At 37.7% G+C, this 13,710-nt stretch carries 11 protein-coding genes; all 11 read right to left on the reverse strand.

All coding sequences use genetic code 11. The features are described from left to right. Positions 1–73 precede the first annotated feature (73 nt). Complete coding sequence (locus WCM76_00995) at positions 74–1,216, reverse strand: glycosyltransferase (GenBank protein ID MEI6764183.1); 1,143 nt, start codon at positions 1,214–1,216, stop codon at positions 74–76. 79 nt (positions 1,217–1,295) lie between these two features. After that, positions 1,296–2,024 carry a hypothetical protein gene (locus tag WCM76_01000; GenBank protein ID MEI6764184.1) on the reverse strand — a complete coding sequence of 243 codons (729 nt, stop codon included), beginning with the start codon at positions 2,022–2,024 and terminating at the stop codon, positions 1,296–1,298. Positions 2,025–2,124: 100 nt separating this feature from the next. Next, a complete protein-coding gene (locus tag WCM76_01005; GenBank protein ID MEI6764185.1) occupies positions 2,125–3,294 on the reverse strand; it encodes a glycosyltransferase in 1,170 nt (389 codons plus the stop codon). 198 nt (positions 3,295–3,492) lie between these two features. Then, entirely contained in the window at positions 3,493–4,566 is a 1,074-nt protein-coding gene (locus WCM76_01010) for a glycosyltransferase (GenBank protein ID MEI6764186.1), read from the reverse strand. Beyond that, positions 4,544–5,566 carry a glycosyltransferase family 2 protein gene (locus tag WCM76_01015; protein MEI6764187.1) on the reverse strand — a complete coding sequence of 341 codons (1,023 nt, stop codon included), beginning with the start codon at positions 5,564–5,566 and terminating at the stop codon, positions 4,544–4,546. Before WCM76_01015 ends, WCM76_01010 begins: the two co-directional genes overlap by 23 nt. Positions 5,567–5,572: 6 nt before the next feature. Then, entirely contained in the window at positions 5,573–6,619 is a 1,047-nt protein-coding gene (locus tag WCM76_01020; GenBank protein MEI6764188.1) for a polysaccharide deacetylase family protein, read from the reverse strand. A 29-nt stretch (positions 6,620–6,648) separates the two neighbouring features. Beyond that, positions 6,649–7,593, reverse strand: coding sequence for a GNAT family N-acetyltransferase (locus tag WCM76_01025; protein MEI6764189.1), 945 nt, complete (start codon positions 7,591–7,593; stop codon positions 6,649–6,651). Positions 7,594–8,003: 410 nt separating this feature from the next. Beyond that, positions 8,004–9,074: an acyltransferase gene (locus WCM76_01030; protein ID MEI6764190.1), complete on the reverse strand. Its 1,071-nt coding sequence runs from the start codon at positions 9,072–9,074 to the stop codon at positions 8,004–8,006. Between the two features lie 410 nt (positions 9,075–9,484). Further along, positions 9,485–11,656, reverse strand: coding sequence for a peptidylprolyl isomerase (locus WCM76_01035; protein ID MEI6764191.1), 2,172 nt, complete (start codon positions 11,654–11,656; stop codon positions 9,485–9,487). Positions 11,657–11,757: 101 nt separating this feature from the next. Then, positions 11,758–13,020, reverse strand: coding sequence for a hemolysin family protein (locus tag WCM76_01040; GenBank protein ID MEI6764192.1), 1,263 nt, complete (start codon positions 13,018–13,020; stop codon positions 11,758–11,760). Beyond that, positions 13,020–13,649 carry an LPS export ABC transporter periplasmic protein LptC gene (gene lptC / locus WCM76_01045; GenBank protein ID MEI6764193.1) on the reverse strand — a complete coding sequence of 210 codons (630 nt, stop codon included), beginning with the start codon at positions 13,647–13,649 and terminating at the stop codon, positions 13,020–13,022. The genes WCM76_01040 and lptC overlap by 1 nt, the downstream gene beginning before the upstream one ends. Positions 13,650–13,710 lie beyond the last annotated feature (61 nt).

Below are 13,710 nucleotides of genomic sequence, written 5' to 3' on the forward strand. Positions count from 1 at the left end.
GTTAATTAAAAAGGCTAAAATCTATTCCTTTAATTAGAGAACGCCTTGACTGTTATTCCTGCAATTAACAATTTCAATTTTTCGCGATAAGCTCCATGTAAAGTCGCCAAATCTTACTCATCTCAATGGGGCGATTTCCGCAACGTGAAACGGCGGCATAGGCATTCTCTTTCATCTCTTCGGGATAGTTTTGCAAAGAATTTGTAATTGCCTCACTCAGCATTTCCGGTGTGTTTTTTATAAGGCGAACACAGGTATTTTTAAACAAATCAATATCATATTCAAAGTCGCCAACAATAAGCGGACAACGTGCAGCCATAGCTTCCAGGGCAGAATTTGGAGTACCATCCCGGTCTGGTATCATAAAACACAGGCTTGCAAAACGAATACAAGCCATCATCTCTTTTTGCGGCAGTGAATCAAAAATAATATATTTCACCTTTGCATGTTTTAGAATTTCTTCTGTTTCTTGCTGATACGCATTCGTTGTTGAGAAATTCCGAAAAAATACAAAGGTGTATCTCGAAATTATTTCAGGATTAAGCGTTGAAATTGCTTTTGCCTGAGTGGTCGTATTATAAAGCGGATTTATCCACCTCGGAGAAATGACATAATCTATACTTTGCAGTGCCGTCGGTAATGTATCTCGGTTTATGATATCTGCTATTGCCTGAACATCTATTCCTGTGCGAATAATTTTCGAATCGCTTCGTCCGAAAAGCGACCTCACCGATTCTTTTTGCTTTAATGACGTTGACGTAATAAATATTGCATTTTTAAACACCTTTTTATAGAGACCAAAAAGTAATTTAAGATATCCCAATTTAAATGGTGGGGCTTTCATTTCAGGAAGCACTTGCATAACATCCGAACCACGGGTGGTAATAATGTATTTCACACCGCAATGATACGCCCACATTGCATTAGGTGTGGCAAATAAGGCATGAACAATATCAATTTTTTTATCTGCACAGAAATTTCTAAGATTGCGAATCGTTTGTTTTTTCTCAAATGGCTTTAGAAAAGAGAATGCGGGGATAGGATCGCAACTATTAATCTTGTTTTCTTTAATAAAACTCAGCAAGTTGTCATTCGTGTTTTTCCAATTCTGCACTTCGCTCAACAAATACACAGTATTGTCAGGGTTGTTACTAAACCAGCTTATCCATTTCAGGTCGTGTACACTATTAGGAGAGGCAATATAAAGTATATTCATCTGTAATTAAAAAGTGTTAGCACACGACTCTATCCGTAATTTATTAAATCAGTTACAAATCCCTGTGATGCCAATACAATTAAAATGCATTCAGGTTTGAGAAAAACACGCGGTCTTCATCAATCTCCGCTCCTTTTGAAAGAAAATATTCTTTTAATTCGGGGGTGTAGGAGCGTTTAGTATCGTGCTCTCTGTTTAAAATCAGGAAAACTTCTGCATCCGGATTACAATGATTTGTTTTTAAATCCTTAAAGAAAAACTCCCATTCATTCCATGTCCATAAATTTTGTGTTCGATGTCCATTGAAATAAATATGAAACGCAGTCACAATATCAAACTTTAAATCGAATGCCGGAATCGGCTCAAATGCTTTCACTGCATATTCTATACGCGGTATCTCTAATAATTGAATCAGCTCATTAAAGATGGGATTAAAACCTATGTCGATGGTTCGAACAATATGCCCGAACTGTTTGCAGATAAAGGGAAAATATCCGTTACCCGTCCCTATATCAAGCACATTCTTTGACGGTTTTTTGAGGTTTAGCCGAAGCAAATGTGCGCGCCATACATTGTCCAGCATCCATGGTTTAATATCCAGATATTTACTATAGCCCGGAGCCGGATCAAAGTCCTTATATTTTTGAATGATTGCGGATAGTTTTTTTTCGTCAATGGAGGAAATGGCTTTATTGAGTTCCCGTTTTACGGCCAACAGGGTTTTTATTTTGAACAACAGGTTGTGCTCAACTTTATTGCGGTAACGGACAATGCTTTTGTTATTTTCCATATCAGTGTTATCGTTCAAATTGTTTCGTTTTATCTCACCCCGGTTACTGACCGGGCCGCATCTGCTATTATTCATTTAAGGGTGTTTGGCAATATTATTGCGGAACTTTTCCATTTCGCTAACAGTGCTTATTGCCGGTTTTTTTCATTACGTCTGAATAAATCCCGATAAGTTTTTCAATATACGGGCCGATATCGTAGGAACGTGCTGTGAGTCTTGCATTGTGACTCATTCGAGAATAAAGGTCCTGACCGTCAATTATCTCAGTTATTTTTTCTGCAAAATTGCAATAATCCTGAGAGGAAAGAATAAATCCATTGCAGCCATTGTTCATTATTTCACGGTTCCCTTTTCCATCAAGACACACAACCGGTAAGCCTGCTGCCATTGCCTCTAGAATTACCAGTCCAAACGGCTCATATACGGCAGTATGCAAAAAAATGTCGTGCGCCAATAATTGTTCATTCACATCGTCTCTATTTCCCAGTAAAGATATTTCATTTCCCAGATTACCCTCTTCAATTTTCTTTTTCACGGTATCAAACATCGACCCGTTGCCCAGAATATCCAAATGGAATTTTACTCCGCGTTTCTTTAATTCACTTGCAATTTCAACCTGAAATAGCTGATTTTTCCTTTCATTGATACTCCCAACTGAAATCATTCGCAATAGCTTCAGTTTATCTATTTTCCTTGCTTCTCCCTGATCAAAAGAAGAAACATTAATTGCATTTGGCAAATAAAAAATTCGGGAATTAAAATCGGGCAGATTCATCCTATAATAGTCATCGCTATCATGCGAAATAGTAATGAAATAGTTATTGCTCTGCTTGTATTTTTTATTGATTAATGAATAAACATATTTCGCAATCAATGTTTTTTTTGAAAAGATATTGCCCGGTCTGGTTTTTAATATTTCCGGAGTATTGCAATGCGCGTGGGAAAAATAACATATTCCCGGCAATGGCTCCCAACGTGTAACCAGATCGGCCTCAAACAGGTGAGAGTGAATGATATCCGGCTTATATCCCTGTATATATTCATTGAGCCGACTAATGTTCACACGCGTTTTTCCAGAAAGAGAAGGGCTTACAGAGGCGGGCACCACATCGTGTCTAAAATTTTTACTAACCTGTGAATATTCGTTCTCATCGATGAATGTTAACAGCCTGACTTCAACACTTGTGTGTCGCGACAATTCATTACAGATATCCAATACAATGCGTTCAGCGCCTCCTTTACGGAGTGTCGGTATTACGTGAAGTATGCGAGTTCTATTTTTATTCATTTGTATTCGAGTTTGCTCTTAGCTAATTGCTTCAGGTATAAATCCTGATTTAAGCAGTAGTATAAAGATGAAACTTCGTAAAAAAAAGAAAGACCGTACAATCCGGAGCAATGAACTCTTTCCATGTGCTTATATTTTAAACGAAAATAATGCTTTCATTTTTATAGGTTTTTGTATACCAAAGAGATGAACTGGCGGTTAACTAATGAATATTTTTAGTTTATCATCAGCAATTTGGTTCAGTTTTTGGGTATAATCCCGGCATTTAAGGCTTATCGCATCCCTTTCCTTCAGCACACTTTCAATCTTTTCAGCTATTGCAACAGGATTATCATACTGCTGAACAATCAATCTCTCTTCGAGAAAATCATCGTACTCAAAAATACCATTGTTCCGTGTACTCAAACAGGGAACGCCGAGTGCCATGCTTTCTACAACCAGCTGGGGATAAGCTTCACTGAACGATAAATGCATATTTACCGACATCCTGCCCATCAGTTCAAAAAACTTTTCCCTGTCTGAAAAGAATGGATGAACGATAATTCGTTCATCAAAATTATCAAAAATATTGCTGTAATTTAATACATGAATTACTGCATCTTTTATAAGTAATCCGGCCATTGCCTGGTTGAAAACATTTTTGTTGAACGAGTGATTTCCAAAAACACCGATATGAATCTTTTTCTGATTACCGTTCGCAGGAATCTCCCTGCCGGCCAGTGTTGTTTTATTTAATAATTCCATTGATGGAATGTCATATCTTTTACTGATAAATTCAGCAATACCATGCTTTAAAAAGCCAATTTTATGAATACAGCTGTTCCGATGAAGGTTCTCGTATTCCTTCATCCTTATAAACAAATCATTCTTACCGAAATACTCTGAAAAAGAGCCGTGGTCGATAATTGAAATATCACAACTACCAGCAGTCTGAGCATTCAATTCACTGATAATTTTGGAAAAATACAGAGGAAACCCACTAAAAATTATTTTTTTGAATTGATGGGTTGAAATTGTTTTACAAATCTGTCCCAATTCTACGGACGAATAAATACAATTTGAATAATACTGGGGTATTTCAAATATTGAATTCGGGAACAAATTTTTTGTTGCTACATTCACACCATACCAGTTGCCACCGGTGGTTGTCGGCACAATCACCAGTATGTCAGAACTATTACGAATACGGGTAATCGTTAGTTCAAGTTTTGGAACTGCAACCTTAAAATGTTTGGCTATATATCGTTTTTCACGAAACTTTTTTAACATCATATTTTAAGAATGTCTTTGCTGAGGAGGTCTTTTTTCTGTATTGAAATAATATCTTCCAAAAATATCGTTTTAATGCATCGTTCACAAAGCTGCGCCAGGCCTTGGATGCTTTATCTCCTTCTGTAATTCGTCCGGTTATTTTTTGTTTTAAGTAAAACATGCTGTCAAACAAATGATTCAGCAACAGTACGCCAATACTTGCAAGTAAATACAGCTTTCCTTTAATTTTAATAAAATAAATCCATTCCGAAACGAGCACCTGACCATTTTTCCAGGCAGAGGACGATGCACTGCCAGAATTTACATGCAGAATTGTCGGCGTACAAGAAAAATAATTTCTATATCCTTTTTTAATTAATCTGTAGCACCATTCCACATCTTCTGAATACATAAACAAATCTTCTTCAAAATACATTGAATCGTTTTCAAAAATATCACGACGGATGATACCGATAACAAGTCCGATCCATAGGGTTTTATGATCGGCAAGATGCTGTTTTAGCCGTGTTTCAGAAAGAATTTTTCCCCTCTCACCAAAAAGCCAGATATATAAAGAATTAGCGTAGATGTATTTTTTTATTGTATGAAATCGAAGATTTGAGTTGTATTGAATAATGTCGTCATACCCTTTTATCTGACAGGCTAACAGCCCTATTTTTGAGTTTTTTTCAAAGGCAATATACTTCGCCAATAGTTTGGAAATTGCATTATCAACAAACTCGGTATCAGAGTTTAGAAGCACTATATATTTCCCCTTTGCCGCTTTTATTCCAACATTCCAGGCTTTTGAAGTGCCTAAATTTTCAGACATATTGAGCCATACCAATGAGGGATATTTTGCTCTTAAAACAACTTCAGCGTCATCACAGGAGTAGTTATCAATTATTATAATCTCAAAGGTTAAATCACGGGTAAACTCATAAATAGAACGAAGGCAATTATCCGTAAGTTCTGTTGTTTTATAATTTACTAATACTATGGAAATGTCAATTTCACTCATGTGCCATTATATAATTTTAGTACTGCCGTTGAAACTATAGTGTCTTATTCCGTTACAAATATTGTCAAGAGTTTCTTTATTCGCTTTTTCCCCGAGCGGAATACGTGACAGTCGATGCAAGTGCATTTCATGGCCCTTGAAAATATTGCCTTGCTGCAGTGTGACCGAGGTTTTATACCCTGCTTTTTCGGCGAACGTCATTTCCCTAAAGCCATATTCATTGGGTGAACCAAAAGGATAAGCAAAATGAACAATTGCCTTTCCTGTAATTCCTTCAAGAATTTGTTTGGAAACAGAAATTTCAAAATACGCATCATCATCTGAAAGTTTGCTCAGTGGTCGGTGACTGATGGTGTGAGCACCGATGGTTACCAGAGAATCATCTGAAAGTTCTTTAATCTGAGCCGCACTCATTGCGTTTGCGCCGCAAAATTCCCGTATATCATCACTTGATATCCCCATCACCTGATTAAGGAGTTTTGTAATATCTTCTGTTTTCCGATTTATAAACTGCATCCTGAGCTTCAGAAATAATTTTTCTTTTTCGTCAATAGTGGTGGCTGTATAATCAACATCATGGGAATTCTCGTCTACCCATGTCACCTTTTCATTTTCCAGAATATAATTCTCCAGAAAGTACCACCACATAACAGCATTTTTTGCAGGATAGTCGGTTGCAACAAATATTGTGAACGGAACATTAAGGCTCTTAAGCAGCGGATAAGCGTAAGTATAATTGTCAATATACCCATCATCAAAGGTGAGTACGATGAATTTCTTCTCAGGTTTGATTGCACCCGATAAAATTTCGGCAAGCGTGTCTAATGATATTACCTCGTAGCCGGCAACGGTAAAATAACGGATGATCCATTCGAGTTTTTCAGGACTGATTTCCATGCCTGAGTTTGCCGTGATGCGCTGACTTCCACTGTCTGGTAATACTCTGTGAAAACATAATATATGCCCCAGTCCGGAGTACAAGGGTTTTGAAAAAGCACCCTTTGTTTTAACAAAAAAACCAAGTTTAAGCTGTTGTATCGTTGAATTCATCATCGTCTTAATAAATTTCCGCGCTGTGTTTTTTAAAATGTATCATTATCGCACATTGTGAATTTCAGCTGTTCCAGCTTAAACGGACTATTAAAATTGACCCACCCAACGGGGAAAGTTGCATCGTGTTTGCGTCCGTGTTCGGCAAACATTTTCTCAAAATAAGTTCCCGGGCTGCAGTGGTATCGTAAATAGGGCAGCCCCATAAAAAAGGCAAGTATTTTCAAACGACGAACAATAGCACGGAACTCTCTTTCAGTGCAATGTTCCATATCTCCAATTTTAAAAAAGGAAGTGTCAGGTTTTATCCACACAGATTTGCCTTTAACACTGATAACATAGTTCTTTTCATACGTCTTATACTTGAAAAAATCAGCATTACGTTCAATCCCGGCAATATCTTCGCTGATGACAGAATTTTGGAAGGGCACCTTGCCTTTTTTGCACAAAGCAAGGACGAACCTCGTATTGAGCCAGAACAATGAATCGGGCAAGTGGAACATTTTTTTGCATCGAGCCCAGGACAGACACTTTACCCTAACCAGCCATGCCTGCATGTCTTCAATATGTTCCCAGTCCAGCTTACGCACAAATCCCGGATATGAGTTTTTGTTTGGAAACCCAAAAACACATTGTACTCCATTTTCTTTGACGTAATCATAGGTCATTTTTGCGAGCTTGATAAATAAACCTTTTCCCTGATGTTTTGGGTGGGTCATGGTGTCGCCCGACTGTGCCGCTCTTATTATCTGATCTTCGTATTTAATTAAACAAGGGAAAACACCATAAAATGCTGCTGCTTCGTTTGTCTGTATATGATATGCAATGAACCCCGTAAAACTCAATCCAAAGGCTTCAGTACTATTTTTTTTTATCAGGTATTCTTCACTTACCTCTTTATTGAACGCTAATTTATATATCGGAACAAGGTCTTTGATGTTCTCACTGTCTAATTTTTTATAGTAATATTCTTCCATGATGTAACAAGTCTTTAGCTGAACATTTACGCCGCCACTACCGATATACAGGCATTACAGTACAAAGAAACAAAATTTCGGACAAATAGCAAAGGTGGATACAATTGGCGCGAGACAAAGCCTTGTTACACATATTCCTTTTTAAATTGGAGATTTTATAGTTAATTTGAAAAAATGATGCTATTTGTAAAGAAAACGGGAACACAAATGTGCCTAGATTGTAAAATACAATTCTAACTTACTATGAATGTATAATAGGATTTAGGAATACAACATACGCATTTCTGCTTGTTTGTCATTTTTACTAAGGCCTTTGTAGTATAAATAGTTTGTCACAGACGGGATTTATTGCGTTAACAGTAGTCCGTGCAAGCGATTCAATTAACTGATTAAAGAAAATGATACTATTGCTATATCCTCGTTTTAATTTGTGATAAATTTCCTTTTAATTTCAAAAATTTCTTTTCCATCAATTCATATGATAGGATAGAAAAACCAATAGTAGATGCTAAGGCTATGATTGCGACAACGGCATTGATTGCTCCGCTTGCTAGATAATCAAGAGCGAACTTATCGAAGACTATTTTTACCAAAATAATAAATATTGGATGATACATGTACATCCCATACGTGTATTTCCCAAGCCAAGATAAGACAGATTTTTTTTCCGTTTCGCCACTTTTAGAAACAAGAAACAGTACAAGATACAAGTATAAAAATGGAAGTAGTAGTACATCATCGCCCCATGGTTTATACAGCACTAATACCAGCATCAGAAATACCGCAACAGATAGTGTGTAATTTTTCATGAGGATACTTTCTGAAATTTCTTTTTTAAACCGGTTGAAAACAATAGCGCCCATGCATCCGGTCATCAGGTAATTCAGGTTTCCCAAAGTATGGTAATATGATTCTGTTGGATTGACAAGGATAAAGGTGGAACTTGCAATAAATATTAAAAGGCATACAGTGAACAATAACTTTTGATTTCTAATTAAAAGTGCAAAAACGATAGGCCAAAATAAGTAGAATTGTTCTTCAATTGCCACGCTCCATGCAATGCCTACATTTGGCGCGTGACAAGAAGTAACCATATCATAGTTGTTCAGGAAAAGAAGATTCTTCCATACGCTGCCGCAAAATTGAAAAGTATGGGTCATCTGCGGAAGGAAAAACATTCCCCCTAATAAAACGATATAGTATAATGGCCATATTCGCAAGATTCTTCGGATATAGAAGTTCTTTATGCTAATCTTGCCGACTTTTTCAAATTCTTTTAGAAGCAGAAAGGTAATTAAAAAACCACTGATGACAAAAAAGATATGTACCCCTATTCCACCCGTAAGGGTTATAGATTCGATATAGGATTTGTCTAACCATGTCACGGAACTAAATGAATTAGAAAATCCGTGGTGCCAGAAAACAAGAAAAAATGCGATGAACCTTAATGCATCAAGCTTTTTGAAATATAGTGCTTTCATTGAAAATAGATATGCGTAAGAATTGAATATTTATTTAAAAACGAAAAAACTGATTATTAATAAATTGATTTTTAGTTTTCTTATCGTCAAATTTGTCAGCCGGCGTTAATACTTATTTATAATCAAAATTACCGGCAGAAATAAAAAAAATAGGCAATCTTGCTAATAAAAAACACAAGCAAAATATAAGAAATATTTTACATGGCAATATAAAAAGTATCGAACATCGCTTTTATTGAGTTTTCAAGCGATGCATTATTTTTTACAAACGTTCTTTGTCAAGACATAAAATCGTTTCGTAAGTATTGACGAAAATCGAATATTTTATGGTTAGATTCCTCTTTTAAATAAAATGAATAAATAAAAAGGCTGCAAATTTCGCAGCCTTTTTATTTATTCGGATTCAGATTCTAATAATAGAATATCCTGTTATCTTCTATTTCTGATTTGTCTTTGATGGCATTGTAAACTTCCTGACTAACTCTGGATTTAAAATAGCTGGCCATCTGAACTTTGATGCCGTTGTAATTTTGTGCGGCAGGCGGCTCAATTACCTGATCTAAGTTAATTACAAAAACGCCTGCAGTTCCTTTGATTGGAGGTGAAACAACATTTTTTTGCAGTGTAAAGAGCGTACCAATCACTTCCGGTTCCGGACCAAAATTCGGGAAGTTATAGGATGTGAATGTAAGATAGTCGAGTGTGTCAACAACAGAGCTGAACTTTGTTCCTAAGGCATACAAATCTTTTGTTGTGCCCATGGCACTGTTTACATTGGCAATTATTTTATCAGCTTTCTTTTCGCGTTTTACCAACGGCTCAATATATGTTTTAACCTGATCGAGCGGGGCGATGCCTTTGTCGCGTCTTATCACCAGAACTGAAACTACATATTTTCCCTGACAGTCAAAAACCTGCTCGGAAACGGCACCTTTTTCGGTTTTTTCGTCAAAGGCCCAACGAATGATTTCGCGTGCGCTTTCAATACCCGGAATATCATTATCCATGGGGCGTTTGTATTGCGCCTGCCTTTTATTCAGACCTTTATCGGTAACCGCTTTGTTAAAGGCTTCGATAGTGCGGTTGGCGCCGGCAAATTCACTGGCCTTTGCAAAATAGGTATTGTAGGTTTGTGTGCTGGGTTTGATGTCGCGCACAACCATGGCCACTTTAATTTTCTTTACAGGTTTGGTCTTTGCGCCAACATAAAGAATGTGGTAGCCAACATTGGATGTGATTATTTTGAGTTCGCCCGGTTTTGCATACAGGCAGCTGTCGTAGAAGAATTTGAAGTTTGCATCGCCATCGGTCATCCAGCCCAGGTCGCCACCGTCTTCCTGAACTTTCGGAAATTCAGATTTGGCGCGCGCAAGAACTGAAAATTGACTTGGGTCTTTTTTCAGAATTGCCATTATACTGTCGATGGTAACTTTAGCCTGAGCCTTTGTGCGTGTAATGCCCTGCTGTGCTCCGGGAGCTTCTTTGTACATAATCATTATCTGGCTGGCCTTGATAGAATCCGGTCTGTCCATGGTCTGAACCAAACGTGCCATCAGGTAGCTGCCATTTTCAATGTACGGAGGCACCATTGTTCCAACTTCTGCATCCATTAAAGCAGAATCAATCATTACGGGAAGTTTGCCCGAGTGTTTTTTGTGAAATGTGCTGTCGTACTTAAAATCGCTGTTTGCGTTCACAAAATTCTCAAGATCGGATGTGCCTGCTTTTTCAAAGTCAGTGTAGATGCGTGTAACATCTTCTTTTATTTTTTTGTTGTCCTCGGCCGATGGAATTACATCAAAAACTACATAATCAAAGTCAACAGAAGCTTCTTGCTGATATTCGTTTTTATGCAGATCATAGAATTTCTGATAATCCTCATCAGTCAACGTTATGCTGCTGTCTGAAATAGACTGGTATTTTATACCAAAGAATCTGAGTTTTGCAATGCGGTTGGATTCTTCGTATGATTTTTTAGCAAGAGCCTGCGGAACATAATATCCTTGTGTTATCAGATTATTATATTTCTGGTTGATGCGATCGTCTTTGATAGACTGTTCCAGTTGTTTCCACTGTGCTTTGTCTTCATCTTTGAGTTGGTCAAAGTTTTGAAGGATGTTGTTTATTTGATTGCGGTCAACCTGTCCTGTTTTAGGGTCGGTGAATGACTGAAGGATATAGGGGTGAAGGTTTTTACCGGCAAACAGGTCGTATAATTCTTCAGGACTGATAGATGCTTTGGCCGTTTTTTCATGGTCAATGGCAAGTCCTAAAGCCTCGTATTCCTTCTGCATAATCATTTCTTTCTCTACCTGATCAAATGTCATGGTCATAATCTGGAAATTCTCGGCAGAGGTCAGGTTTTCTTTGCCCGACTGCTTCTTGTAGTTTAAGACCTGCTGGTCAACGCGTGCGTCAAAATCAGCTTTAACAAGCTTTTCTCCGGCTATTTTTGCAAAAAGCTTCGGACCGCCCCTGTTGCTTTTACGCATGAAATCCTGAAGAACAAATCCTGCCAGCGCAACGCCGATAATAATGATAAGCAATCCCGAGTGCTTTCTTATTCTGCCTATAACAGCCATAATTCAAGTTTTTAAAATGGTTTGCAAATGTACAACAGAATGTTAAAGTAAAAAAATTTTTTTAGGAAGGGCAAAAGTAGTCTTCTATTATCAATCATGAATTAGGCTAAATGAAGCTTTATCAGCTCAATGCGAGTGTTACTTGCCTGCAGTATGGTTATTTCAAGTTCGCCAATCCGTATTTTTTCGCTCTTTGCCGGGATGCTTTCATGGTAGTGAAGTATCATTCCGGCAAGGGTTTCATAATCATCTGATTCAGGAAGCGCGAATTTGTATTTGTCGTTCAGATAATCTATTTCATGACGGGCAGAAAGAACAAACTCTTTTTCATTAATTTTTTTCTCTATCAGATGACCGGTATCAAACTCATCTTCAATCTCACCGATAATTTCCTCGATGAGGTCTTCTGTTGTAATAATACCGGATGTTCCACCAAACTCATCAACTACCACTGCCACACTTTTATGCTCCTGAATAAAACGCCTGAGCAGGTCGTGCGCAAGCATGGTTTCCGGAATGATTAAAATATTTTTTACAACAGCACGAATGTTTTCAGGTCGGCTAAACATGTCGTATGAATGCACATAGCCAATAATTGTGTCAATATTTTCGCGGTATACCAAAATTTTAGAATGGCCGGTTGTAATAAATTTTTCAGAAAGTTCAGCCATTGAATCGGTGTCTTCAACGGCAGCAATTTCGTTTCGGGGCACCATGCATTCCCGCACTTTTACATTCCTGAATTCCATGGTGTTCTGTATCATCTGAATTTCTATCGCCAGATCTTCGGCCTCTTCTTCATCACGCGTATAATCTTTGATGTAGTGGTCGAGGTCAATGCGTGTAAATGCATATTTTTCATTGGCAAACCGGACTCTGAATACGTATTTTAAGAGTAATTCGGCAAGATTAACAAAAACATACTGAACAGGAAATAACAGATAATAAACAAGAAATACCGGAACCGAAAAGAATTTCAGTACACGATTGGGATTAATCCTGAATAAGGCCTTCGGCAGAAATTCGGCAACAACTAAAATTATAAGTGTAGAGATAATGGTTTGTAACGTGAGCAGAATAAAACTGCCTTCTTCAAGTGATGGAATATGCCTGAGCAGAAACGAATCGAGCATCAGCGCCATGGCCATCCCATAAATTACCAGCGCTATGCTGTTCCCCAGCAACATGGTGCTTACAAAATCTGATGGTGCATTATTGAATAATACCAGAATTTTTCCCGACAGAAGACCGTTTTTACGGTCAAGTTCAATTTTTAATTTGTTGGAAGTAATAAATGCAATTTCCATCCCTGAAAAAAAGGCGGAACATATGAGTGTTATTATAATGATGATGCTCGTGTCCATTATTTCTCCATGTCATCAGTCTTGATATAGAAGGAGCCTTTTGGCTTCTTGATGGTCCATCGCTCAAAAGATTCAGGGGCATCAAGACCTTCGCCATAAACCACTTTGTCGGACTCGGTAATTTTTACAAACACATCAGAATAAATGCGTCTTGTTTTTTCGTCCCACACAAGATGTTCGGTATTAAGGCGTTCACCTTTTTGATTCACCACAACTACGTCGTTACGAACCTCCATCACATTCTTTTTATCATACTTAATCGCGTAACGGGCGGTAAGCTTTGTTTTTACCTGCATCAGAGAATCATAGAAAAAAACGGTGAGTCCGCGAGGCATCTCAAAATAGGGATTTTCTCCTTCATATCGTTTGTAAAGAGGCGCTTTCATAAGGGCTTTTATCTGTGCCGAATCGCTGTAAATAACTTCCATGTTGGTTCCTGTTTCCATGGGCGCTGTATCGCGCACCGGTAAGGAATTAACATCTTCAAGGCTGTTTTTACACGAGGTGACTGAAAAGAATAACAGGCATGCGATGATTGCAATTCCTGCTGTAATCGTTCGTTTAATGCCGTAATAGTACATTCTTGGTGTGTCTGTAAAATATGGGAAGACGTTATTTTTATTCGGCAAAAACATTTTTTTGAAATTCTTAGTCATACCGGCGTGCTGGCGTTTCGGCGTTTCGACAGGC

The organism is Bacteroidota bacterium (assembly GCA_037133915.1).
GTDB lineage: Bacteria > Bacteroidota > Bacteroidia > Bacteroidales > CAIWKO01 > JBAXND01.